This is a genomic window from Vineibacter terrae, from assembly GCF_008039615.1.
Classification (GTDB): domain Bacteria; phylum Pseudomonadota; class Alphaproteobacteria; order Reyranellales; family Reyranellaceae; genus Vineibacter; species Vineibacter terrae.
In genome coordinates, this window is sequence record NZ_VDUZ01000020.1 from 61,038 (window position 1) to 83,519 (window position 22,482).

The window sequence follows — 22,482 nt, forward strand, 5'->3', positions numbered from 1 at the left end:
GACGAGGGGGAGCCATGGAAGTGAAGGTGACGACGCCGGATACGATCGCCGGCGACGTGGTGGAACTGCACCCGGGTGATGTTCTTGAGCTGGGGGCCGGCATCTATCGGAAGGCCGTGACCTTCGCGCAGGTCCGCGGCGTGCCGGGCCGGCCTGTCCGGATCCGCGCGCAGCCGGGCGCTGTCTTCGACGCTGGGCTTGCGATGCCCGACCGGTTGCAGGTGGGTCCGACGGACGCGGGCTTTGAGGTCATCGAACGGACCCGTGCCGCGGTGCGTGTGCTGGATCCGGCGACGGAATTTCCCGGCGTGTACAAGCTGTCCGACCAAGGCCAGCTGCGCTTCGTCGGTTGCCAGCATGTGATCGTCGAGGGCCTGCTCTTCCGCAACTGCTCGCCGACGGCGATCGCGTTGCTGGAGTGTCACCATATGGAGTTCCGCGGCATCGGCATCGAAGGCGGCGCTTATGGCTTCCAGGCCCGCGGCACCGGCACCGCGCAGCTCCGTATCGAGGGCTGCACCTGGACCCAGGATACGACGAGGAAGCTGCTCTGGGAGAGCCTTGCCTGGGCGGATGTGCACGGCAACTGGGGCGAGAGTGCCGGCAATGGCTGGCGGTGCTTCGACGGTTCGTTCTTCAATGCCAACGAGATCGCCGGCGGCGTCGAGATCGTCGGCTGCACGATCCAGCATGCCTTCAACGGCGTGCATCTGTTCAACCGCGGCGGCCGCCCGGACTTGTCGGTGGGCGTGCGCGTGCATGATTGCACCTTCAGCCACATCAAGGACAACCCCATCGAGGCGGAGGACGCGGTGTGGAACTGGTGGATCCACGACAACGTCTTCCACAACTGCCACAAATGGCTGTCGCTGGAGCTCAAGAAGGTGGGTTGGGTCTACATCTTCCGCAACTGCGCCTGGGCCGACAGCCGGCCGGGTCCGAAGGGTGATGCCAACGCCAGCGGCGCTGTCTTCAAGTTCTTCAAGAAGGACGACAAGCCCGAGATGTCGGAGGCGCCGATCTATGTCTTCAACAACAGCTGGGCGCTGCGCAGCACCATCGTCCAGGAAGGCTTCGTGCGCGGCCTGCACCACGTCAACAACGCGATCCGCTTCTACGGCCCGTCGGACGGCAAGCCGGCGCCGATCTACTGGCCCTGGACGCCGTTCTTCGGGCGCCGTGATGTCGCCGAGCCCGACACGCCGCTGCCGCCGGCCGACTTCACGCGCTGCTGGGATGTCTTCGACATCCGTTTCGTGGGCGATGTCATCAACCATCCGCACTATCCGCGAGGCCTGCGCGCGATGGGCTATGCGGTCAGGGCAGGCGCCGGCGCGGACCCGATGTTCGTGGCGCCGACAACAGGTGACCTCAGCCTGGATCGGGGCAGTCCGTGCATCGCCAAGGCCAGGAAGCTGCGCCTCAGGATGAGGGCGGGTGCCGACGTCACATTGCCCGCCGGCATCAATGTCGGCTGGGACCAGGGCAGCAAGAAGCCGTTCGATGGCTTGAAGGCCCGGGCGCCAAGCGTCCCGCCGCTGGCGTAGCGTGTCGCCTCGCCACGGCGCCGGTGGCAAGGCACGTGGACGTCGCCGGCGGGCTGCCGACCGTGCAGCGCAGAGGATCAACCCGGAGGCAGGCGCCAGCGCAGGGCGCGGCGCTCCACGGCCGACAGCAGCAGGGCGCTGGCAAACCCGACCAGGCCCAGCAGGATGACACCGGCGAACAGGTCGGGGGCGCGGAAGGCGCGGGCCGAGAGCAGGATCCAGAGGCCCAGCCCCTCGCGGCTGGCCAGCATCTCGCCCACCACGGCCAGGATCAGCGCCACGGTCAGGCCCAGCCGCAGGCCGGCGAAGATGTCGGGCAGGGCGTTGGGCAGCGCGATCTTGCCGATCACCTCCCAGCGCGACAGACCCAGCGCGCGGCTGACCTCGTAGAGCCGCGGCTCGACGGCGGCGAAGCCGTGCACGGTGGCCAGCAGCATCGGCCACAGCGCGCCGAAGCCGATCACCGCCAGCACCATGCCTTCGGACAGGCCGAGGAAGGCGATCGCCACCGGCACGATCGCCGACGCCGGCAGCGGCCGCAGGAACTCCAGCGTGGGACCCAGCCAGGCGCGGGCCGCCGGCGAGATGCCGATCAGCGCGCCCACGCCGATGCCCAGCAGCGACGCCAGCAGCCAGCCCCAGACCATGCGCCCGACCGTGCCCAGCAGCTTGTCGAGCAGCTCGCCGCTGGCGATGCCGCGCTCCAGCGCCGCCCAGGCCTTGTCGGGGCCGGGCAGGAACACCGGCGACACCAGCCGGGCATCGGCCGCCAGCTGCCAGATCGCCACCAGGCACAGGCCGACCAGGATGCTGGCCGCGAACCACAGGATGCGGCTTGCGCTCATGGCCTGGCCTCGACCATCGCGGCAGGCCCGAACAGGCGCGCCTGCGCCCACAGCAGCAGCGCGTTCAGGCCCCAGCCCACCAGGCCGACCCACAGCAGCAGGGCGAACATCAGCGCCGGCCGCAGCGACTGCTGCGCGTCCATCAGTGCGTAGCCCAGCCCCAGGGTGTTGCCGGTGATCTCGACCGTGACGGCCACGATCAGGGCGATGCCGACGGCCAGCCGGAAGGCCACGAACAGCCGCGGCAGCGCCGCGGGCAGCACGATCTTGGCGACGCGCCGGCCCAGCCCGAAGCCGAGCGCGCGGCTGACCTCCAGCAGGCGCGGCTCGATGCCGGCGATGGCTGTCTGCGTCAGGATCAGGATCGGCCAGAACGTGGCGAACGCCACGATCGCGATCTCCATGCGATAGCCGAAGCCGAAGATCAGCAGCACGATCGGGATCAGCGCCACCGACGGGATCGGCCGGAACGCCTCGATCGAGAACTCGGCCAGGCGGCCGGCGGTGCGGAACAGCCCCAGCAGGATGCCGAGCGCCAGCCCCAGGCTGGTGCCGATCGCGAGGCCGGCGCCGGCGGCGGCCAAGGTCTGCACCGTGGCGCGCAGGATGGTGCCGTCGACGAGCGCCACGCCGGCTGCGGCCGCGATCTCGCTGGGCCGCGCCAGGCTGTCGCTCTGCAGTCCGGCCGCGAGCGCCGCGACCTCAGCCGCCGCCAGCACGCCCAGGGGCACGACGAGGCCGCGCCAGCCGCTCATGAGGGCAGCGCCTGATGGTCCGGACGGACCGCGCGCCTCACGGCGCGCTCATACGGTGCGGCAGACGAAGGAGATGCGCGGCAGGAGCCGCGCGGTCCGATCGTGCCGCCGTGCGTCCGTCTGCTCATGCCTCGGCTTCCTTGATGAAGTCGAACAAGGTCCGGCGCAGGCGCAGGAACTCGGGGTGCTCGCGCGTGGCGAGCTGGTCGCGCGGGCGCGGCAGGCGCACCTCGAACATGTCGGCGACGCGGCCGGGGTTGGGCTTGAGCGCCACCACCCGGTCGCCGAGATAGATCGCCTCCTCCAGGTCGTGGGTGACGAAGAACACCGTGGCGCCCGAGCTGGCGGCCAGGCCCAGCACCTCGTCCTGCAGCGCCTGGCGGGTCATGGCATCGAGCGCGCCGAACGGCTCGTCCATCAGCAGCACGGAGGGTTCCTGCGCCAGGCAGCGCGCGATCTGCAGCCGTTGCTGCATGCCGCCCGACAGCTGGCCGGGGAACTTGTCGGCATGCTGCGCCAGGCCGACCTTGGCAAGCAGGGCGGCGATGCGCGCCGGCCGCTGCGCGCGCGGCGTGCCAAGGGCCTCGAGCGCGAGGCTGACATTGCCGCTGGCGGTGCGCCAGGGCAGCAGCGCCTTGCCGTAGTCCTGGAAGACGATGGCGATGTCCTGACGCGGGCCGGCGACCGGCTTGCCGCCATAGAGGACCTGGCCCTCCGTCGGCAGGTAGAGGCCGGCGATCAGGCGCAGCAGGGTGGTCTTGCCGCAGCCCGAGGGGCCCACGACGCAGACGAACTCGCCGCGCCCGATATCGAGCGCGATGGGATCGAGGATGCGCCTGCCGCCCAGCGTGAGCGCGACGCCGCAGAAGCGGATCAGCGGCTCGCATGTCGGCAGGGCGAGGCTGTCCATGTCAGGCTCCGTCGCGGGCGCCGTGCCCCTCACGGCAACAGCAGCTTGGCCGCGTCGGGCCCGGTCTTGAACATGCCCTGGCCCTTCATGACGTCGACCCACCAGTTGAGCTGGTCCGCCGTCAGCGCCGCGTCGGGCCTGGAGATCAGCACGCCCTTCAGTACCTCGGGCGGCAGCTTGATGTACTTGCCCATGTGCTCGCGCGTCTTGTCGGGGTTGGCGGCCACGAACGCCGAGCCTTCGGCGATCGCGGCGCGGAAGGCCGCCACCGTCGCGGCGTTCTTCTGCGCCCAGTCGCGCGTGGCGGCATAGAGGATCTGCGGCTTGCCGTCGGGCAGGTCGGCCATGTAGTGGAAAGCCACCGTGCCGGTGCCGGCCGCGACCATGCGGCTCATGAACGGATCGGCGGTGACGACGGCGTCGACCGTGCCGCCCTTGAGCACGTCGTTCATGGTCGGGAACGAGACCTCGACGAAGGTCACCTTGCGCGGGTCGACGCCCTTCTCGATCAGCCATTGCCGGAACAGCACGTGCAGGAAGGCGCCCAGCCCCGGCGCGCCGACCTTCTTGCCGACGAAGTCCTGCGGCGTCTTGATCTCGACGCCGGTGCGCGCCACCACGCCGCCGCCCCTGGCGTTCTCGCGCGCCGAGACGCTGGCGCCGCTGACCGCGACGAGATCCAGCCCGCCGTCGACCGCCTGCAGGAAGACGGACGGGGTCGGGCCGCCGAACTGGATCGAGTCAGACATCAGCGCGGCCGGGATGTTGGAGTTGATCGCGATCAGGGTCAGCTCGGCATCGAGCCCGCGCTTCTTGAAGAAGCCTTCCTCCCTGGCGACGAACGCCGCCGCGAAGTCGGTGACGGCGGTGTAGCCGATGCCGACCTTCGTCTGGGCCGCGGCGCTAGCGGCGAGCGCCGCCGACAGCAGGGCGGCGGCGAGTCCTGTGAGCAGCCTCGTCATCGATGCGTTCCCCTTTAGCCTTGTTGGTTGGCGGATAGACGATCGCCAGGGTCGAAGCCAGGTGATGGGCCAGCCGAGACGCGGCCCGGGCGCCGTCGCGCGCCAGCGCCAGGTCGGCCAGCGCCTGGTGCTCGTCGTCCAGCGCGCCCGGCCGCTCGAAGCGGGTCATCATCACCCGGCGGTAGCGGTAGGCCTGGTCGTAGAGCGCGCTGTGCAGCGCCAGCAGCCGATGCGAGCCGCAAGCGGCGATCAGCGCCGTGTGGAACGCCTTGTGCACGGCGTCGAAGTCGGCGACGCCCTCGCGGAAGCGCCCGGTGCCGCGGGCGGTGAACTTCCGCATCCGGTGCAGGCCGGCGACGATGCCGGCTTCCCACACATCGTCGCCACGCGCGATCGCCAGCCGCAGGGCCTCGACCTCGATCAGGGTGCGCGTGCGCGTGATGTCCTCGAGGTCGGCGCGGCTGACGGCGGCGACGCGAAAACCGCGCTGGCCGATCGCCTTGACCAGGCCTTGCGCGGCCAGGCGCGACAGGCCTTCGCGCAAGGGCGTGGCGCCGATCCGGAGCCGCGCCGCCAGCTCCTGGATGCGCAGCTTGGAGTCGGGCGGCAGCGCACCTGACAGGATCTCGCGCTGCAGGATGGCGCTCGCCCGCTCCGCGAGCGTCTCCGCAGCGTGCGTCGGATCGGGCGACGGCACCATCGTGGCCATGCCGCGACTGTGTCATGCCGGGGCCGGGGCAGCAACAAGGAATATCGACAAAATCGTTTTTATATATATTTTATCGGAAACCCTGGGGGGAGACCATGAAGCTTGCGACCTATCGCAACGGCGGCGCAGTCCGGCTCGGCGCCGTGCATGACGGCGATGCCCGGATCCTCGACGTGGCGGCGGCAGCGTCGCGCGACGGCATGCCGGACGCAGCCTTCGCCTCGATGCTGGCGCTGATCGATGCCGGGCCGTCGGCGCTCGACGGTGCCCGCGCGCTGCTGGCGCGCCATGCCGATGACGGCGACCTGAACAGCACGCTGGCATCGGTGAAGCTGCTGTCGCCGGTGCCCGAGCCGCGGCAGATCCGCGATTTCTCGGTGTTCCCCGGCCATATCCGCCAGGCGCCGGCGGGCATGCAGCGGCTGCTGGCGCGCCAGCGCGGCGACAATGCGGCCGCGGCCGCGGTGATGCCGGCCGCCGACGTGCCGCCGGTCTATCGCGCGCAGCCGATCTACTACAAGGCCAACCGTTTCTCGGTGATCGGCACCGAGGAGGTCGTGCGCTGGCCGCGCTACAGCCAGGTGATGGATTTCGAGCTCGAGTTCGGCGTGTTCATCGGCCGGGGTGGCGCGGATATCGCCCGGGGCGCAGCGCGGCAGCACATCTTCGGCTTCGCGATCTTCAACGACTTCTCGGCCCGCGACGCGCAGTTCGTCGAGATGCAGGGCATGCTGGGGCCATGCAAGGGCAAGGATTTCGACACCGGCAACGCCATCGGGCCGTGGCTGGTGACGGCCGACGAGATCGCCGATCCGTATGGGCTTGCCATGTCGGTGCGCGTCAACGGCGAGACCTGGGCCAGCGGCACGTCGGCCGACATGCTGCATGGCTTCGAGGACATGATCGCCTTCGTCTCGCGCGACGAGACCCTGCGTGCCGGCGAGTTCTTCGGCTCGGGCACGATGGGCAATGGCTGCGGCCTGGAGCTCGACCGTTTCCTCAAGCATGGCGATATCGTCGAGCTCGAGGTCGAGCGCATCGGCGTGCTGCGCAACACCGTCGTGCGGCAGGACGTGTAGCCCACGACAGCCTCGTCACCGTCGCGCGGATGCGCGACACTGAACGCCACGGCCATCGTCACGCAGCAACCGGAGGAACCCGCCATGCCCCGCCGTTTCGTCGACCTGTCGATCTACCTGGAGAACGACGTGATCTCCGACCCGATCCCGTTCGGGCCGAAGATCCAGTATCACAAGCACGAGGACACGGTCGGCCAGATCGCGGGCTTCTTCCCGGGGCTGAAGAAGGAGGATATGCCCGACGGCGCCGGCTGGGCGGTCGAGAACGTCAACCTCAGCACGCACAACGGCACGCATCTCGATGCGCCCTATCATTTCCACCCGACGATGGATCGCGGCGAGCGGGCCATCACCATCGACGAGGTGCCGCTGGAATGGTGCTTCCAGCCGGGCGTCAAGCTCGACTTCCGCGACCGGCCGGACGGCTACGTCATCACCGCCAAGGATGTCGAGGACGAGCTCAGGCGCGTCGGCCACGAGCTGAAGCCGCTGGAGATCGTCGTGGTCAACACCCGCGCGGGCGCGCGCTACGGCAACAACGACTATGTCAACTCGGGCTGCGGCATGGGCTATGACGCCACCATGTTCCTGCTCGAGAAGGGTGTGCGGCTGACCGGCACCGACGCCTGGAGCTGGGACGCGCCCTTCTATTTCACGGCCCAGAAATACGCCGAGACCAAGGACCCCTCGATCATCTGGGAAGGCCACAAGGCCGGCCGCCATATCGGCTACTGCCACCTCGAGAAGCTGCACAACCTCGAAGCCCTGCCGCCCGACGGCTTCATCATCTCCTGCTTCCCGCACAAGATCCGCGGCGCGTCCGCCGGCTGGACCCGCGCCGTCGCGATCTTCGACGAGTAAAGTCCTCTCCGCCCGCGCTGCTCTCGCTGTCATCCCGAGCGTCAGCGAGGGATCTCCTGCGACAGGGCGCACGGTGCGCCATTCGCGGGAGATCCCTCGCTACGCTCGGGATGACAGTAGACGCATATGGAATGCCCTGCGCAGCGGTGATTGGTCAGCGCCGCTTCTTCTTGGCCGCCGCCTTCTTGCGGGCTGGGGCCGTCTTGCGGGCCGCAGCCTTCTTCGCGGCCGGCGCCTTCCTCGCGGCTGGAGCCTTCCTCGCGGCCGGCGCCTTCTTCGCGGCCGGCTTCCTGGCGGCCGCCTTGCGGGCGCGCGGCGCGGCCAGCGGCGGCTTCTCGCCCGGCGGCAGCTCCATCTGGAAGACGTTCAGGGTGATCGACACCAGGCTGTAGTAGCCCACGACGCCGACCAGATCGACGAGGCCCTGCTCGCCCAGCGTGGCGATGGCGCGCTTGTAGGTGGCGTTGCTGACGCGGTTGGTGGCGAAGTACTCGGTGACGGTGTCGTAGATCGCGCGCTCGACGTCGCGACGGAAGCGCGGCGTCTTGCCCAGCCGCACCGCCTCGATGATGTCGTCGGGCAAGCCGGCCTGCTGCGCCAGCCGCGCATGGGCCCAGAACTCGAACTGGGCACGGAAATGCTTGCCGGTGAGCAGGATCGCCAGCTCCGACAGATCCTTGGGCAGCGAGTTGCTGAAGCGGCAGTATTCGCCCAGCTTCTGGGCCCGATCGGCCAGCACCGGGCTGCGCAGCCACGGCTCGAACGGACCACGAAGGCCGCCGCGCGGCCCGCTCATGATGGCGTCGGCGACGGCCCGCTGCTCGGGCGTCAGCGTGGCAAGGTCAAGCGGGGCAAGGCGATACGTCTCGGCCATCAAACTCCTCCGGGGTGACGGCCGCTCTTATCGCCTGCATGCAAGCACGCTGTCGACAGCTGTCGTGATCGCCGGCAGCGATTATCGCGCGCAATCCGGCTCGCCGCGGCGCGAGTTGTTGGGATTGGCGAAGATGGTGTCGATCAGCTGGCGGCCGGCCGGGAAGGCACGGCCACCCGGGAACGGGCAGGCGGCGTAGGCGACCCAGGTCACCTCGCCGCTGCCTGAATTGCTCAGGGTCAGCGTGATGCGCAGGACATCGTCGCCGCCGCGCGGCCGCAGCTCCTGGCTGCGCACGCTGCGCTCCGGCATGGGCGGGCGCACGTCGGGGCGATCGCTGGTGGACGGCACCTGGCCGGGCGTGCCCACCATCACGCCTTCCTGGGTCAGGCCGCCGGCGAAGTTGCGCGTCTGGCTCACCTGCATGCGCATCACATGGCCGCCGCTGAAGCCGACCTGGTTGCCGCGCGCAGCCAGCTTGTCCATGACCAAGCGCCGCAGGTCGCGGCCCAGCTCGCTGTCCTCGACGAGCTCGACGGCATACTTGCCCGTCGGCAGCGGTCGCTTGGCCTGGATGTCGAGCAGCGCCTGGTTCTGCGCTCCGGCCGGGGCGGCGAAGGCGAGCAAGGCCCAGAAGGTGATGGAAGACGCGCGCATGGGAGTGTTTCCGTCAGTCACAGCGGACTTAACGTCGACTCAAACGCGGGTCGACGCCACACGCTGCATCGCGACCATATCACAAAGGCGTTGACGTCAAGGCCGCAGCGCGGCGCACCCTATGAATGCGCATGCGCTCAGTCCAACCGGTCCCAGCCCGGCTCATCGCGGCCGAGCATGCGCTTGAGCGCCTCGAAATGCAGCAGGGCCTGCTGGCTCTCGCCCGCCATCTGGCGCGTCGTGCGCTCGACGACCTGGGTCGGCACGATCTCGAGCGGCCGGCCGGTCTGCATCGCCAGCACCTGCACCAGCGCCGCCCGCTCCAGGTAGTAGAGCTCGTCGTAGGCCATGGCCACGCTCTCGCCCGTGACGACGACGCCGTGGTTGCGCAGGAACAGGATCGGCTTGTCGCCCATGGCGCGGCACAGGCGGTCGCCTTCCTCGTTGTCCAGCACCAACCCGTTGTAGTGCTCGTCGTAGGCGATGCGGTCGTGGTAGCGGAAGGCGTTCTGGGTGCACATCTCCAGCCGCCCGTCGGCCAGGGTGGTGAGCGCCGTGGCATAGGGCATGTGGGTGTGCAGCACGACCTTGGCCCGCTTGTTGCCCAGGTGCACGCGGCCGTGGATGAAGAAGGCCGTCGGCTCGACCTTGTGCCGGCCTTCGATGATGGTGCCGGTGGCGTCCGTCATCACGATGTCGGCCGGCGTGATCTCCGACCAGTGCAAGCCCTGCGGGTTGATCAGGAAGCGGTCCTCGCGGCCGGGCACCACCATGCTGAAATGGTTGCACACCCCTTCGTTGAGCTGATGGCGCGCGGCCCAGCGCAGCGCGGCGGCAAGGTCGATGCGGGCCTGGGTGACGGCATCGATGGCGGATGCGGTGACGGACATGAGGCTCCTCAGCAGCGAGAGCCGCATTAGGTCGCAGCCATCGGCCGGCGACAAGCCTGATCCCATCCTGACGGCGCGGGACGGCATTGCGCGACACGAATTCGTCATCATTTCCGACCATGTCTATGGCATGGTCCAGTGGATGCCTGGAAAGCGGGGGAGGGTGGTGCCCAATCCGGCCGTGTCGGCACGGACGGCGGCACCTGAAGCGGCCATCCGGCGAGCGGCGCGCTCGCCGCTGGGCGCGATCGTGGCTCGACCTTGGGTTGATCCCGTGGCGCTCGGCGCCTTGCGGCGCTGGTTCTTCCCCTTGTCGCGGCTGTGGGCGGCAGCCAATGCCGCCGAGGGCGACGTCGAGCGGTTCTTCGTCGAGCCCGGCGCGCCGGCCGACGGCGCCTGGTCGCGCCGCGTCATCGGGTCGGTGCTGCGCCGGCACGAGATGGCCCGGCTGCGTGCCGCCAATGAGCGCGCGCGATGGGAGAGCGCCGCGTTCGGTCCTGATCCCATCCCGCCCGAAGCGCTTGGCCGGCTCGATGACGTGCGCCGCGGCGCCGCCTCGCGCCACCTGGCGACGCGCGGCCTGCTCTATCCGCTGCTCTATTCCCACCGCGTTCCGCTGGCGGCATGGGCGGTCCCAGCCCCGGCCACCATGCAGGCAGCCTACGGCACCGGCCTCGACGATGCGGCCGCGATCTACAGCGTCCCGACGTTCATGCCGCATATCGAGGTCTCGCATCCGGCGGCGCGGCCCAGCGTCACGGAGTGGTGGCTGCGCTTCGCCACACCGCATGGGCCGCTGGCGACGCGGCCGGGATGCGAGACCGTCTACGCCCGTGTCATCGAGCCGGAGGGCCTGGCGCCGGGGGCGCCGACCGTGATCGCCGGCAACGGGCTATGCGTGGAGAGCGATCTGCTGACCAACAGCATCGATCCCGGCGCGGTGCTGGCGCCGCTAGGCTTTCGCGTCGTGGAGGTCGTCTCGCCTTATCACGGACTGCGGACGCAGGCGGGGACCTATGGCGGCGAGCCGTTCTTCGCCGCGGCCCCACTGGGCACGCTCGACCTGATCGCCGGCCAGACCCTGGAGACCGCGGTGCTGATCGACTGGTGCCGGCGCCAGTTCTCCGGGCCGGTCGCGGTCGGCGGCATCTCGATGAGCTCGTTCGTGGCCCAGCAGGTGGCGACACGCTGCCGCGACTGGCCGCAGCGCCTGCGTCCCGACGCGCTGCTGCTGGTCAGCCATTCCGGCCGTATCGAGGAGGTGACGTTCGCAGGCTCGCTGATCCGCGCGCTGGGCCTCACGACTTGGCTGCAGGCGGCGGGCTGGACACGCCAGTCGCTGATGCGCTGGGAGGGCCTGCTCAACCCGTCGGGCGCGCCCGGCCTGCCTCCCGAGCGTATCGTCTCGGTCCTGGGTGTCGCCGACCGGCTGCTGCCGTTCGAGACCGGCCAGGAGGTGGCGCGTGCCTGGTCGCTGCCGGCCGAGAACGTCTTCGAGCTCAATGTCGGCCACCTCGCCATGCCGGTGGCGCTGATGCGCGACGACCGCCCCCTGCTGCGCCTGAAGGCGACCATGGAAGGCGCGGCGCTCATGTCTTGATCAGGGCCGCGCCGCTCCAGCGGCGCTCTTCATCTCTTCCTTGCAGAATGAGCGCCGCTGGAGCGGCGCGGCCCGACCCTTAAACCACACTTCCGACGCTACGAGATCTCGCGTGTCATCTTGTTGCGGATGGCGCGGCCGAAATCCTCGAAGCCCTTGGCCACGACCATGAACGCGCCGGGGCCGCCGATCACCTTCTCCTCGTAGTACACGTCGAGGTCGGCCTCGGGCGGACGGCCGAAATTGGGCCGGTCGCTGAGGATCGGCAGGCCGTTGATGACGATGCCGCGCTTGACCAGCTCGTCGCGCACCAGCTCGGCCGGCGGGCCGTTGTTGGTTTTGCCGTCGCCCGAGACGTCGATGACCTTGCGCGCCGAGCGGAAGAGCGGCTCGTCGAACTTGGTGGCGGCGTAGGCCAGCGCGGCCCCCACGGCCGTCCAGCTCTGCGAGGTGAAGGGCGAGGCGTCCAGCTTGCCGGCGAAATCGGCGGCGGCAGGGGCGCTGTCGATCAGGCTCCAGTCGATCACGGTGCGCTGGTAATGCGTGCCGGCCCACTCGACATAGGCGATGGCGATGCGCCGCAGCGGGCCGCCGGTCATGGCATCCAGCACGCGGCGGTCGGCCAGCGCCTCGAGATAGCCCTGGCGCTGCAGCCGCGCCTCGTCCTCGTCGATGCTGCGCGACACGTCGACCGCGATCACCAGGCGCAGGTCGACCTCGACAACCTCGTCGGCCCGCACCGCCTGCGGCACGGCCGTCGCCAGGGCCGCGCCGCCCACACCGCGCAGCAGGGTCCGTCGCTGCATGACCGCCTCCGTCATTGCCGGCCGGTTGCCGTTCCCGCCGGCCGCCCGTCCCGCTATGGTCGCGCCAAACACATCGGCCGCCAAGCCCGGCGACGCCGGACCCCATCGTGGAGATCGCATGCCGCTCGCGCCATCGGCTCAGAAGGTAGAGGATTGGCTGGCCGCAAGGGGGCTGGCCGGGCGGGTCACGGAGATGCCCGACAGCACCCGCACGTCGGCAGAGGCCGCGGCGACGATCGGCTGCACGGTGGCGCAGATCGCGAAGTCGCTGCTGTTCAGGGGGCGAGACAGCGGCCGGCCGGTGCTGGTGATCGCCAGCGGCACCAACCGGGTCGACGAGCGCAAGGTGGCGGCGCTGATGGGCGAGCGCATCCAGCGGCCGGATGCCGATTACGTGCGCGAGGCCACCGGCTATGTCATCGGCGGCGTGCCGCCGATCGCCCACGCCCAGCCCATCACGACGCTGATCGATGCCGACCTGCTGGCCCTGGACCCGATCTGGGCCGCCGCCGGCACGCCTTTCGCCGTGTTCCGCCTCACGGCCGAGGAGCTGGTCGCGCTGAGCGGCGGCCAGGTCGTCGAGCTGAAGCAGGCCGCCAAGGCGTGATCCCGGACGCGCGGGCGTGCGGTCCGCTCACGCGACGGCTCTCGGGCAAGTCCCGTCATCCCGAGCGAAGCGAGGGATCTCCCGCGAATAGCGCACTGTGCGTCCGGCCGCAGGAGATCCCTCGCTGCGCTCGGGATGACAGTGGTTCGCAGCTATAGCCGCGCGTGATCGATCGGCGCGTCCTTGTTCAGCTTCGCGGTCGGTTCCGGCATCGGGTATTTCAGGCCGGTGGCGCAGTTGAACAGCATCACCCGCTCATCCTTGCGGATCTGGCCCTCGGCCAGCGCCTTCACATAGGCGGCATAGGTCGCGGCGCCCTCGGGACACAGCAGCAGGCCCTCCTGGCCGCCGACCTCGGTGCGGGCGGCGTCGATGGCATCGTCGTCGATGGCGATGGCGAAGCCGCCCGACTCGCGCACGGCGTCGAGGATCAGGAAATCGCCGATCGCGGCCGGCACGCGGATGCCCGCAGCGACCGTGTGGGCATTGGCGAAGAGCTCGGCGTGGCGGGCGCCGGCCTGCCAGGCGCGCACGATCGGCGCGCAGCCGGTGGCCTGCACGGCCACCATGCGCGGCTTGCGCCGCAGCCAGCCGATGGCCTCCAGCTCGCTGAAGGCCTTCCACATGCCGATCAGGCCGGTGCCGCCGCCGGTGGGGTAGAGGATGACATCGGGCACGTCCCAGCCGAGCTGCTCGGCCAGCTCCAGGCCCATCGTCTTCTTGCCCTCGATGCGGTAGGGCTCCTTCAGCGTCGAGAAGTCGAACCAGCCGCCGGCCTCCTTGCCGCTGCCGACGATCTTGCCGCAATCGTTGATCAGGCCGTTGACGCGCCAGAGGCGGGCGCCCTGCAGCGCCGTCTCGGCCATGTTCACCACCGGTGTGTCGTCGGGGCATAGCACGATCGATTCGATCCCGGCACGGGTGGCATAGGCCGCGAGCGCCGCACCGGCGTTGCCGTTGGTCGGCATCGCGATCTTCCGCACGCCCAGCTCCTTGGCCATGCTGACGGCCATGGCGAGGCCACGCGTCTTGAACGAACCTGTCGGCAGGCGGCCCTCGTCCTTCACCAGGATCTCGCCGCCGCCCAGCTTCTTCTGCAGGCGCGGCAGCGGCACCAGCGGCGTCCAGGTCTCGCCCAGGCTCACGATGTTCTCGCCATGGCGCACCGGCAGCAGCTCGCGGAAGCGCCACATGTCCTGCGGGCGCTCCCGCAGCGCGTCCTTCGAGACGACGCGCTGCACACCGGCGAGATCGTAGCGCACCACGATCGGGTAGCCCTTGGGCGACAGGTTGTGCAGCACGCCAACCGGCAGGACCTCGCCGGTCATGCCACATTCGAGGCGCGTCACGAAGTAGGGATGGTCGGTCATGGTGGAACCGCTACAGCACTGTCGTTAAATGTGCATTCTATTGAAAAAAGACTCTGGTGACGCAGTCACCAGAGCCCAAGAAGCCCATCACATGGCGTAGGCGCCTAAGCGCCGCGATTACATATCGCCGTCGTCGTCTTCACGGTCGCGGCGACGATCGCCACGGTCCGGACCGCCACGGCGGCGCTCGCCACCGCGGTCCGGTGCCGGCTCGCCGCCGCCGCCGCCGCCGAAGCCGCCCGGTCCGCGGTCGAAGCCGCCACCGCCGCCCGGCCCGCGGTCGAAGCCACCGCCGCCCGGTCCGCGACCGTAGCCGCCACCACCACCGCCGCCACGGCTGTAGCCGCCGCCACCACCGCCACCGCGGTCGAAGCCGCCGCCTTCGCTGCCGCGGCCATAGGGGCTGCGCGGCGTGCGCTCAAAGCCACCGCCGCCGCCACCACCGGGGCCACGGCCGTAGCCGCCGGGACCGCGCGGACGGAAGCCACCGCCGCCGCCCTCGCCATCGCCGAAGGAGCGTGGGCCGCGGCCGAAGCCGCCGCCACCACCGCCACCGCCGCCCTGGCGCTCGACCGCTTCGCGCACGGCGAGCGCCCGGCCGCCGAACTGCGATCCGTCCAGCGCCTTCATCGCGGCGGCGCCGGCTTCGTCAGTGGCCATTTCGACAAACGCGAAACCACGGCTGCGGCCGGTTTCGCGGTCCATGATGATCTTGGCGGAAGCGACCTCGCCGTAGGGCGAGAAGTGCTGGGTCAGATCTTCGTTCGTGCACGTATAGGGCAGGTTGCCCACGAAAAGTTTGCGGCTCATTCCCAAGAGGCTCGTTGACGGGTGGGGAGTAAAACGATCGGGTGCGCCGCCAGAGAACCAGTGCCGCAACGACGGCCCGGTGCCGGAAAATACATATCTGGCCTGTTGTCCAAAGACTTCCGAAGTCGCAACCGAATGACATCTGGCCGAGCGGGGGGCAGCGCATGCAACCGCCGGGTACTCTGCCAGCAACGAGACTATGCCCCGGGCAATTGGAAATGTCCACCCATGCGCGCCGGCTTTGATGCAGCAAATCAGCTTGCGTGTGAGCTTGCGTGTGAACGAGATGCCGGGGCACGATGCCGGCTCACCAGGCTGGGGAGATGCCGATGATTCTCGACCACCGCACCTATGTGCTGCACCCGGGCAAGCTGCGCGAATTTCTGACGCTTTATGAAGCCGAGGGCTTTCCCGTGCAGAGCCGGCATCTCGGCAAGCCGTTCGCCTGGTTCACCACCGAGGTCGGAAACGTCAACGAGATCATCCACATCTGGGCCTATGAGGACTTCGCCGACCGCCAGAAGCGGCGGGCCGCGATGCAGGCCGACCCGGCGTGGCAAGCCTATCTCGTCAAGTCGTCACCGCTCTTCCAGACCCTGACCAACCGGATCGTGGTGCCTGCCAGCTTCGCGCCCTTGAAATAGGCAGGCTGCACGATTTCGTGCCGCGCCGTCCGGCACCCTCTTTGAAGCGAAAGCCATGTCCACGACCTCGTCCTTTGCACCCCAGGCCGCTGCCGCAAGCCTCACGCCGCGCACCGGCGGCCAGGTCCTGGTCGATCAGCTCCGTATCCACGGCGTCGACCACATCTTCGGCGTGCCGGGGGAGAGCTACCTCGCGGCCCTGGACGCGCTGCACGACGCGCGCAACGCCATCAAGTTCGTGATCTGCCGCCAGGAAGGCGGCGCCGCCAACATGGCCGAGGGTTACGGAAAATTGACCGGAAAACCCGGCGTGTGCTTCGTCACCCGTGGGCCGGGCGCCACCAATGCCAGCATCGGCGTGCATACCGCCTTCCAGGACAGCACGCCCATGGTGCTGCTGGTTGGCCAGGTGGCGCGCGACCAGGAGGAGCGCGAGGCGTTCCAGGAAATCGACTACCGCCGCATGTTCGGGCCGCTCACCAAGTGGGCGGCGCAGATCGAGGACGCACGCCGCATCCCCGAGCTGGTCAGCCAGGCGTTTCACCGCGCGGTGTCGGGACGGCCGGGCCCGGTGCTGCTGGCGCTGCCCGAGGACATGCTGACCGACACGGTCGAGGTCGCCGACGCCCGGCCTTACACCGTGGTGCGGCCGGCGCCGGCGCCGGAGGACATGGCGCGCCTGCACGACATGCTGGCGGCGGCCCAGCGGCCGCTGGTGATCCTGGGCGGCGGCGGCTGGACGCGTGCAGCCTGCGACGACATCCGGGCCTTCATCGAGGCCAATGCCCTGCCGGCGGCCACGGCCTTCCGCAACGCCGACCTGCTCGACAACCGCCACCCCAACTATGTCGGCGATGTCGGCATCGGCATCAATCCGCCGCTGGGCAGGCGCGTGGCGGAGTCCGACCTGATCATCGCCGTCGGACCGCGGCTGGGCGAGATGACCAGCGCCAGCTACACGCTGTTCGACATCCCGGTGCCCAGGCAGCCGCTGGTGCATGTCCATGCCGGCGCCGATGAGCTGGGCCGCGTCTACGAGGCGACGCTGATGATCAACAGCGGCATGGCCGCGTTCGCGCGCGCGGCGCGGGCCCTGCCGCCGGTGCCGGCCCCGCCCTGGGCCGGTGGCGTCGCCGCGGCACGCGCCGACTACCTGGCGACCCTGAAGCCGACCGCCGCGGTGGGAGCCGTCGATCTCGGCGAGGTCGTGGCCTGGCTCAACAAGCGCCTGCCGGACGACGCCATCATCGCCAACGGGGCCGGCAACTACGCCGGCTGGGTGCACCGCTTCTTCCAGTATCGCGGCCTGCGCTCGCAGCTGGCGCCGACCAGCGGCGCCATGGGCTACGGCGTGCCGGCCGCCATCGGCGCCAAGATCGTCGAGCCGTCGCGCACCATCGTGGCCTTCGCCGGCGATGGCTGCTTCCTGATGAACGGCCAGGAATTCGCCACCGCCGTGCAGTACGGCGCCAACCTGGTGATCGTGGTGGTCGACAACGGCGGCTACGGCACGATCCGCATGCACCAGGAGCGCGAGCACCCCGGCCGCGCCCACGGCGTGGAGCTGCGCAATCCCGACTTCGCCGCCTATGCCCGCGCCTTCGGTGGCCACGGCGAGACGGTGCTGAAGACCGAGGAGTTCGCCCCGGCCTTCGAGCGCTGCCTGGCGGCAAACCTGCCGTCGATCATCCATGTGAAGACCGACATCGAGCAGATCACGTCGCGCACGACGATCACCAAGCTGCGGGCGGCGGCCAAGTCCAAGGGCTGACGAAGGCTGCCGTCGCGGGCCGGCATGGCGGCGCGGGGCGGCAGCGACGCGAGAGGACAATGCTGGTCATCCGACTGCTCGGCGACATGCAGGTGCTGCGCGACGCCGAGCCGATCGAGCTGCCGCGCTCGCGCAAGACCCGCGCGCTGCTGGGCTTCCTTGCCGCGACCTGTCAGCCGCACCGCCGCGAGCGGCTGGGCGAGCTGCTGTGGGATGCCGCCGAGGATCCGCGCGGCTCGCTGCGCTGGAGCCTGAGCCAGATCCGCCTGCTGACGGCGGCGGCGGAACGGCCCCTGGTCATCGCCGACCGCGACACCGTGCGCTTCGATCCGCTGAGCGCGTCGGTGGACCTGACCGTCATCCGGGCGCTGGTAGCCGACGATCTCGCGACGGCGGCCATCGAGAGGCTGCAGGACGCCGTCGCGGCGTTTCGCGGCGCATTCCTCGGCGATATCGAGCTCGTCGACGATCACGCCTTCCGCTCGTGGTGCATCGCGCAGCGGGAGGACGCGCGCCGCCTCCATGCCCTGCTGCGTGCGCAGCTTGCCGAGCGGCTGGCATCGTCGCCGGACGCGGCCCTGCCGCATGCGCGGGTGCTGGTGACGGTCGAGCCGTCGAGCGAGCTGGCCTGGAGCCGGCTGATCCGCCTTCTGCTCGCCGCCGGCCGCCACCGCGAGGCGCAGCTGCAATACGAAACGGCCGAGCGGGCGTTGCGCGGCGCGGGCGGTCCTGCCGGTCCGCTGCTGCAGGCCTGGCGCGAGGCATCGGCGGCAGCCGAGCCGCCGGCACCGTCTGCATCGGCCGCGACCGAGGCGCCGACCGCGGCACAGCCCCGACCCGCGGTCCGCTTCTGTGTCGCGCGCGACGGCGTGCGGATCGCGCACAGCGCCGTCGGCACCGGGCCGCCGCTCGTCAGGGTGGCGAACTGGATGACGCATATCGAGCATGACGCGCTCAGCCCGGCCTGGGGCCACTGGATCCGCGCGTTCTCGCTCAATCACCGCCTGGTGCTGTACGACCAGCGCGGCAGCGGCCTGTCCGACCGCGATGTCGATGATTTTTCGGCCGACGCGCTGGCCCGCGATCTCGAGGCCGTGGTCGCAGACGCCGGCCTGACGCGGGTGCCGCTGCTGGGATTCTCGCAAGGCTGCGCCGCGGCCATCGCCTATGCCGTCAAGCATCCCGACCGCGTGAGCCACCTCATTTTCTTCGGCGGTTTCGCGCAAGGGGCGGTGCTGCGCACGCCGCATGATGCCGCGCGCCGCCAGGCGATGGGTGTCCTGTTCCAGCAGGGCTGGGACCAGGACAATCCGGCCGTGCGCCAGATGATCACGTCCCTCGTGATGCCCGACGCCAGCGGCGAGGCGATGCGGCGGTTCAACGAGCTGCAGCGTCAGCTCACGTCGTCCGCCAACCTCGCGCGCATCCACGACGTCTGGGGGCATGTCGACATCCGCTCGCTGCTGCCGCAGGTCCGCTGCCCGACATTGGTCCTGCATGCGCGCGACGATGGCATCACGCCGTTCGAGGAAGGAAGGCGGCTGGCCATCGCCATTCCCGGCGCGCGCTTCGTGGCGTTGGACAGCCGCAGCCACCTCCTGATCGAGAGCGAGCCGGCATGGCCTCGCTTCCTGGCCGAGGTCCGCACCTTCCTGGGCGAGGGATGACGGGATGTGGCGGCGCCGGCGTCCTTGCGGGCGCGGCGGCGCGACTGCATGCTGATGGACAACCGTCGTGTTGGCGAGGAGAAGACCATGTCCATCGATGAAGCTGTCCGGGCGGCGTCGGCGCGGACATTGATTGCGACCGGCGTCGGCTTCGCCGACGGCGACTACAAGCCCGTCGAGCAGATCAACGTGTCGGTGCTGGACTATGGCTTCACCCGCTCCGACGTCACCTATGACGTCGTGCATGTGTGGGACGGCCGGTTCTTCCGGCTCGAGCACCATCTGGACCGCTTCCTGGCGTCGATGGCCGGGCTGCGCATGAGCATCCCGCATGACCGTGACGCCATCCGGTCGATCCTGATGGAATGCGTGCGCCGCACGGGGCTGCGCGAGGCCTATGTCGCCATGCTGTGCACGCGCGGTCGTCCGCCCGCTGGCGTGCGCGACCTGCGCCAGTGCCGCAACCGCTTCGTGGCCTACGCCCTGCCGTTCATATGGATCGCCAGCCCCGAGAAGCAGCAGAGCGGGCTCGCCGCTGCCATCGCATCGCGGCCGCGCATCGCGCCGCAATCGGTCGATCCCACGATCAAGAACTACCATTGGCTCGACATGGAGCGCAGCCTGTTCGAGGCCTACGACGCCGGCGCCGATACCGTGATCCTGCCGAGCCTGGACGGCACCGTCACCGAAGGACCGGGCTTCAACGCCTTCGCCGTGGTGAATGGCACCGTCGTCACGCCCGACAGCGGCGTGCTCGAAGGCATCACGCGCCAGACGGTGATCGACATCTGCGGGCGCAACGGCATTCCGGTCGAGGTGCGGCCGGTGCCGCTGGCCGAGTTCCGCGACGCCGACGAGATCTTCCTGACCTCGACCGCGGGCGGCGTGATGCCGGTGACGCGCCTGGACGGCCGCATCCTGGGCAACGGCGCGCCCGGCGCGATGACCATGCGCATCCGCGACCTCTACTGGACCTGGCATCGCGAGGAGGCGGAAACCACACCCGTCGACTACGGCTGCTGAGGCCCGGTCGCATCATGTCGCCGGATATGCCGGTGGTCGACCGGCTCGTCGCCCTGTGGGACCACCTCGGCATCGAGGCCGCGCATGTCGCGACCCAGGTGCCGGCCGACATCGCCGGCCTGGCGTGCGAGCATGGCCGGCGGCTCGCGGGCGTCGTGCTGTGCACGCCGACGCGGCTTGATCCGACGCCGTTCGTCGCCGCCGCCGATCGGATCCTGATGGTGTCGGGCGCCAGCGGCCCGACCGTGGGCGCCACGATGCGCGCCGCCGAAAGGATGCCGGCCGCCGAGCGCATCGTGCTCGACGGCTACGATGCGCCCGGCTGGGCCGATGTCGCGGCAGACCGGCGCGACACGCTGGGCGATGCGATGCTGGCCTTCCTCGACCGCGTCAGCGCGCAGGGCCGCCCCGCCGCCCCGCCGCGGATCGGTGCCGGTCACGGCACGCATGCCGGGATCACCTGGCGCATCGACGGCGCCGGCCCGGCGCTGGTCCTGCTGCCGTTCTTCCTGGCGCCATCGCAATGGGCGCCGCTGCTGCCGCGCCTGGCGGCACGGTTCACCGTCGTGACCCTGGGCGGCCCGCACCTGGGTGGTGTCGCCGCGCTCGAGGACCGGGCCCGGGCGCCGACCTACCGGGCGATGTTCGCGACGCTGATCGACACGATGGCGCTGGCGCCTGATGCGGCGATCCTCGATGTCGGCTGTGGCGCGGGCTCGCTCGACCGTCTGCTGGCGCGGCGGTCGACAACGTCGATCACGGCGGCCGACGCCAATCCGTTCCTGCTGCGCGAGGCGCAGGCGCTGGCGGCGGCGGAAGGCCTCGATGGCGCGATCCGGTTCCTGGCCGCGAACGCCGAGGCGCTGCCGTTCGCGGACGGCGTCTTCGACGGCGCCTGCTCTGTCACCGTGCTCGAGGAATGCGATGCCGACCGCGCGCTGGGCGAGATGATGCGCGTGGTGCGCCCCGGCGGCCGGATCGGCGTCATCGTGCGGGCCATCGACATGCCGCAGTGGTGGAACCTGCCGGCGCCGGAGGCGATCCGCCGCAAGATCGATGTGCCGCCGCAGTCGGTCGGCGCGCAAGGCGTGGCCGATGCCAGCCTCTACCGCCGCATGCGCGCGGCCGGGTTGCGCGACCTCGTCTGCTTTCCATCGCTGGTGACGCTCGATCAGCCGTCGGGGCCGATCTGGCGCTACCGCGAGGACCATGTGCTGTCGCTGCTGTCGGACGATGAGACACGGACATGGCGCGACATGCGCGATGCCGCCAGCCGCGAGGCGCTGCTCTTCATGGCCCATCCCATGCATTGCGCCGTCGGCACCAGACCGCCGCATTGACGCGGCGGTCCAGCAGGCTGGTAACGGCATCAATGAGAAGTCGCTGCCGTCATCCCGAGCACAGCGAGGGATCTCCCGCGAATGGCGCACCGTGCGTCCCCCGCAGGAGATCCCTCGCTGCGCTCGGGATGACGGATGTATCGGCGATCAGCAAATCCAAGCACTACAGCAGAGTGCCGTAGAAGCGGGCCAGGAAGGACACTTGATAGAGCAGGGCGCCGACGACCAAGGCGGCGTGGAAGGATGGTCGCGCGATTCGTATCGCCGCGACGCAGAGCGCCAGCGAGCAGGCGATGCGGATCGGGTACTCGAGGCCGAGCGCCTCGAAATGATGGGCGCCTTTGAGCCAGGTGTCGACGACGTCCATCACGAAGCTGGCGGCGAGCAGGCCGAAGAACCAGGCGCGCCGTGACATGAAGTAGTCCTGGAATCCCTGGTACTCATGCAGATCGGTGGGGAACAGCAGCGTGCAGAGCAGGAAGAAGACCGACCCGTAGAGCAGCACGAAGACATAGGCCTCGAACGTCCAGCGCGGCACGTCGGCCAGGCGGAACTCCCACCACCAGAAGCCGATGACCGACAGCAGCATCCACCCGACCCAGCCCAGGTGGATCCACCAGATCTGCTGGCGCTTGGGGTGTTGCACGAAGCCGGCGACGCCGTTCAGCAGGCGCGCGATGCTCAGGCCCAGGATGATCCCGACGATGACTCGGACGTGGAGATAGAGATCGGCGTTGGCGTGCGTGTCGTGCAAG

Annotated in this window: 22 protein-coding genes; 10 read left to right on the forward strand and 12 right to left on the reverse strand. The window is 69.9% G+C overall.

The genetic code is table 11. The annotated features are described in order from the left end of the window. The first annotated feature begins 14 nt into the window (after window positions 1-14). Window positions 15-1,547 carry a hypothetical protein gene (locus tag FHP25_RS18140; protein WP_147848361.1) on the forward strand — a complete coding sequence of 511 codons (1,533 nt, stop codon included), beginning with the start codon at window positions 15-17 and terminating at the stop codon, window positions 1,545-1,547. A gap of 77 nt (window positions 1,548-1,624) precedes the next feature. Here the strand turns inward: FHP25_RS18140 and FHP25_RS18145 are convergent, their stop codons facing one another. From FHP25_RS18145 to FHP25_RS18165, 5 genes are all read right to left on the reverse strand, one after another. Continuing rightward, entirely contained in the window at window positions 1,625-2,392 is a 768-nt protein-coding gene (locus FHP25_RS18145) for an ABC transporter permease (protein WP_147848362.1), read from the reverse strand. Beyond that, entirely contained in the window at window positions 2,389-3,147 is a 759-nt protein-coding gene (locus FHP25_RS18150) for an ABC transporter permease (protein WP_147848363.1), read from the reverse strand. Before FHP25_RS18150 ends, FHP25_RS18145 begins: the two co-directional genes overlap by 4 nt. Before the next feature lie 124 nt (window positions 3,148-3,271). Continuing rightward, entirely contained in the window at window positions 3,272-4,057 is a 786-nt protein-coding gene (locus tag FHP25_RS18155; protein WP_147848364.1) for an ABC transporter ATP-binding protein, read from the reverse strand. Between the two features lie 29 nt (window positions 4,058-4,086). Further along, a complete protein-coding gene (locus FHP25_RS18160; RefSeq protein WP_147848365.1) occupies window positions 4,087-5,019 on the reverse strand; it encodes an ABC transporter substrate-binding protein in 933 nt (310 codons plus the stop codon). After that, the gene (locus FHP25_RS18165) at window positions 4,961-5,728 is read right to left on the reverse strand and encodes an FCD domain-containing protein (RefSeq protein ID WP_147848366.1); all 768 of its coding nucleotides are present in this window, start codon (window positions 5,726-5,728) and stop codon (window positions 4,961-4,963) included. The genes FHP25_RS18160 and FHP25_RS18165 overlap by 59 nt, the downstream gene beginning before the upstream one ends. Window positions 5,729-5,823: 95 nt before the next feature. On the opposite strand from FHP25_RS18165, the gene FHP25_RS18170 reads away from it, so the two are divergent. Continuing rightward, the gene (locus FHP25_RS18170; protein WP_147848367.1) at window positions 5,824-6,807 is read left to right on the forward strand and encodes a fumarylacetoacetate hydrolase family protein; all 984 of its coding nucleotides are present in this window, start codon (window positions 5,824-5,826) and stop codon (window positions 6,805-6,807) included. 84 nt (window positions 6,808-6,891) lie between these two features. Then, on the forward strand, window positions 6,892-7,668 hold the full coding sequence (locus tag FHP25_RS18175; RefSeq protein WP_147848368.1) for a cyclase family protein: 777 nt from the start codon (window positions 6,892-6,894) through the stop codon (window positions 7,666-7,668). Window positions 7,669-7,822: 154 nt separating this feature from the next. On the opposite strand, the gene FHP25_RS18180 is transcribed toward FHP25_RS18175, so the two are convergent. The 3 genes from FHP25_RS18180 to FHP25_RS18190 form a co-directional block, all read right to left on the reverse strand. Continuing rightward, complete coding sequence (locus tag FHP25_RS18180) at window positions 7,823-8,542, reverse strand: carboxymuconolactone decarboxylase family protein (protein WP_178133611.1); 720 nt, start codon at window positions 8,540-8,542, stop codon at window positions 7,823-7,825. A gap of 81 nt (window positions 8,543-8,623) precedes the next feature. Beyond that, complete coding sequence (locus FHP25_RS18185) at window positions 8,624-9,199, reverse strand: hypothetical protein (RefSeq protein WP_147848369.1); 576 nt, start codon at window positions 9,197-9,199, stop codon at window positions 8,624-8,626. A 137-nt stretch (window positions 9,200-9,336) separates the two neighbouring features. Continuing rightward, window positions 9,337-10,089, reverse strand: a complete 753-nt coding sequence (locus FHP25_RS18190; protein ID WP_147848370.1) for an aldolase — start codon at window positions 10,087-10,089, stop codon at window positions 9,337-9,339. On the opposite strand from FHP25_RS18190, the gene FHP25_RS18195 reads away from it, so the two are divergent. Further along, the gene (locus FHP25_RS18195) at window positions 10,088-11,689 is read left to right on the forward strand and encodes a hypothetical protein (protein WP_147848371.1); all 1,602 of its coding nucleotides are present in this window, start codon (window positions 10,088-10,090) and stop codon (window positions 11,687-11,689) included. The genes FHP25_RS18190 and FHP25_RS18195 overlap by 2 nt on opposite strands. Before the next feature lie 98 nt (window positions 11,690-11,787). Here FHP25_RS18195 and FHP25_RS18200 read toward each other — a convergent pair whose 3' ends face one another. Continuing rightward, the gene (locus FHP25_RS18200) at window positions 11,788-12,495 is read right to left on the reverse strand and encodes a DUF1194 domain-containing protein (RefSeq protein ID WP_147848372.1); all 708 of its coding nucleotides are present in this window, start codon (window positions 12,493-12,495) and stop codon (window positions 11,788-11,790) included. 118 nt (window positions 12,496-12,613) lie between these two features. Here FHP25_RS18200 and FHP25_RS18205 point away from each other — a divergent pair, with 118 nt between their 5' ends. Beyond that, window positions 12,614-13,102: a YbaK/EbsC family protein gene (locus FHP25_RS18205; RefSeq protein ID WP_147848373.1), complete on the forward strand. Its 489-nt coding sequence runs from the start codon at window positions 12,614-12,616 to the stop codon at window positions 13,100-13,102. Between the two features lie 152 nt (window positions 13,103-13,254). Here FHP25_RS18205 and FHP25_RS18210 read toward each other — a convergent pair whose 3' ends face one another. Both FHP25_RS18210 and FHP25_RS42270 read right to left on the reverse strand, forming a co-directional pair. Further along, entirely contained in the window at window positions 13,255-14,472 is a 1,218-nt protein-coding gene (locus tag FHP25_RS18210; RefSeq protein WP_147848374.1) for a threonine synthase, read from the reverse strand. A gap of 117 nt (window positions 14,473-14,589) precedes the next feature. Further along, window positions 14,590-15,282: an RNA recognition motif domain-containing protein gene (locus FHP25_RS42270; protein ID WP_147848375.1), complete on the reverse strand. Its 693-nt coding sequence runs from the start codon at window positions 15,280-15,282 to the stop codon at window positions 14,590-14,592. 329 nt (window positions 15,283-15,611) lie between these two features. On the opposite strand from FHP25_RS42270, the gene FHP25_RS18220 reads away from it, so the two are divergent. The 5 genes from FHP25_RS18220 to FHP25_RS40845 all read left to right on the forward strand — a co-directional run bounded on the left by FHP25_RS18220 (window position 15,612) and on the right by FHP25_RS40845 (window position 21,727). Continuing rightward, the gene (locus FHP25_RS18220) at window positions 15,612-15,926 is read left to right on the forward strand and encodes an NIPSNAP family protein (RefSeq protein ID WP_147848376.1); all 315 of its coding nucleotides are present in this window, start codon (window positions 15,612-15,614) and stop codon (window positions 15,924-15,926) included. Window positions 15,927-15,981: 55 nt separating this feature from the next. After that, window positions 15,982-17,697 (forward strand): thiamine pyrophosphate-binding protein, encoded by a 1,716-nt coding sequence (locus FHP25_RS18225; protein WP_147848377.1) that lies wholly within the window; start codon window positions 15,982-15,984, stop codon window positions 17,695-17,697. A 59-nt stretch (window positions 17,698-17,756) separates the two neighbouring features. Continuing rightward, complete coding sequence (locus FHP25_RS18230; protein ID WP_147848378.1) at window positions 17,757-19,364, forward strand: alpha/beta fold hydrolase; 1,608 nt, start codon at window positions 17,757-17,759, stop codon at window positions 19,362-19,364. Window positions 19,365-19,451: 87 nt separating this feature from the next. Next, window positions 19,452-20,387 (forward strand): aminotransferase class IV, encoded by a 936-nt coding sequence (locus FHP25_RS18235; protein ID WP_147848379.1) that lies wholly within the window; start codon window positions 19,452-19,454, stop codon window positions 20,385-20,387. A gap of 14 nt (window positions 20,388-20,401) precedes the next feature. Further along, entirely contained in the window at window positions 20,402-21,727 is a 1,326-nt protein-coding gene (locus FHP25_RS40845) for a methyltransferase domain-containing protein (protein ID WP_178133612.1), read from the forward strand. 163 nt (window positions 21,728-21,890) lie between these two features. On the opposite strand, the gene FHP25_RS18245 is transcribed toward FHP25_RS40845, so the two are convergent. Then, window positions 21,891-22,481: a hypothetical protein gene (locus tag FHP25_RS18245; RefSeq protein WP_147848380.1), complete on the reverse strand. Its 591-nt coding sequence runs from the start codon at window positions 22,479-22,481 to the stop codon at window positions 21,891-21,893. Window position 22,482 lies beyond the last annotated feature (1 nt).

What these genes read in the sequence shown, in the direction of transcription:
- FHP25_RS18140 (WP_147848361.1), top strand. Translation starts at nt 15, where the DNA reads ATGGAAGTGAAGGTGACGACGCCGGATACGATCGCCGGCGACGTGGTG.
- FHP25_RS18180 (WP_178133611.1), bottom strand. Translation starts at nt 8,542, where the DNA reads ATGGCCGAGACGTATCGCCTTGCCCCGCTTGACCTTGCCACGCTGACG.
- FHP25_RS18185 (WP_147848369.1), bottom strand. Translation starts at nt 9,199, where the DNA reads ATGCGCGCGTCTTCCATCACCTTCTGGGCCTTGCTCGCCTTCGCCGCC.
- FHP25_RS42270 (WP_147848375.1), bottom strand. Translation starts at nt 15,282, where the DNA reads ATGAGCCGCAAACTTTTCGTGGGCAACCTGCCCTATACGTGCACGAAC.
- FHP25_RS18150 (WP_147848363.1), bottom strand. Translation starts at nt 3,147, where the DNA reads ATGAGCGGCTGGCGCGGCCTCGTCGTGCCCCTGGGCGTGCTGGCGGCG.
- FHP25_RS18210 (WP_147848374.1), bottom strand. Translation starts at nt 14,472, where the DNA reads ATGACCGACCATCCCTACTTCGTGACGCGCCTCGAATGTGGCATGACC.
- FHP25_RS18155 (WP_147848364.1), bottom strand. Translation starts at nt 4,057, where the DNA reads ATGGACAGCCTCGCCCTGCCGACATGCGAGCCGCTGATCCGCTTCTGC.
- FHP25_RS40845 (WP_178133612.1), top strand. Translation starts at nt 20,402, where the DNA reads ATGTCGCCGGATATGCCGGTGGTCGACCGGCTCGTCGCCCTGTGGGAC.
- FHP25_RS18235 (WP_147848379.1), top strand. Translation starts at nt 19,452, where the DNA reads ATGTCCATCGATGAAGCTGTCCGGGCGGCGTCGGCGCGGACATTGATT.
- FHP25_RS18225 (WP_147848377.1), top strand. Translation starts at nt 15,982, where the DNA reads ATGTCCACGACCTCGTCCTTTGCACCCCAGGCCGCTGCCGCAAGCCTC.
- FHP25_RS18145 (WP_147848362.1), bottom strand. Translation starts at nt 2,392, where the DNA reads ATGAGCGCAAGCCGCATCCTGTGGTTCGCGGCCAGCATCCTGGTCGGC.
- FHP25_RS18160 (WP_147848365.1), bottom strand. Translation starts at nt 5,019, where the DNA reads ATGACGAGGCTGCTCACAGGACTCGCCGCCGCCCTGCTGTCGGCGGCG.
- FHP25_RS18205 (WP_147848373.1), top strand. Translation starts at nt 12,614, where the DNA reads ATGCCGCTCGCGCCATCGGCTCAGAAGGTAGAGGATTGGCTGGCCGCA.
- FHP25_RS18165 (WP_147848366.1), bottom strand. Translation starts at nt 5,728, where the DNA reads ATGGCCACGATGGTGCCGTCGCCCGATCCGACGCACGCTGCGGAGACG.
- FHP25_RS18175 (WP_147848368.1), top strand. Translation starts at nt 6,892, where the DNA reads ATGCCCCGCCGTTTCGTCGACCTGTCGATCTACCTGGAGAACGACGTG.
- FHP25_RS18190 (WP_147848370.1), bottom strand. Translation starts at nt 10,089, where the DNA reads ATGTCCGTCACCGCATCCGCCATCGATGCCGTCACCCAGGCCCGCATC.
- FHP25_RS18200 (WP_147848372.1), bottom strand. Translation starts at nt 12,495, where the DNA reads ATGCAGCGACGGACCCTGCTGCGCGGTGTGGGCGGCGCGGCCCTGGCG.
- FHP25_RS18220 (WP_147848376.1), top strand. Translation starts at nt 15,612, where the DNA reads ATGATTCTCGACCACCGCACCTATGTGCTGCACCCGGGCAAGCTGCGC.
- FHP25_RS18170 (WP_147848367.1), top strand. Translation starts at nt 5,824, where the DNA reads ATGAAGCTTGCGACCTATCGCAACGGCGGCGCAGTCCGGCTCGGCGCC.
- FHP25_RS18230 (WP_147848378.1), top strand. Translation starts at nt 17,757, where the DNA reads ATGCTGGTCATCCGACTGCTCGGCGACATGCAGGTGCTGCGCGACGCC.
- FHP25_RS18195 (WP_147848371.1), top strand. Translation starts at nt 10,088, where the DNA reads ATGAGGCTCCTCAGCAGCGAGAGCCGCATTAGGTCGCAGCCATCGGCC.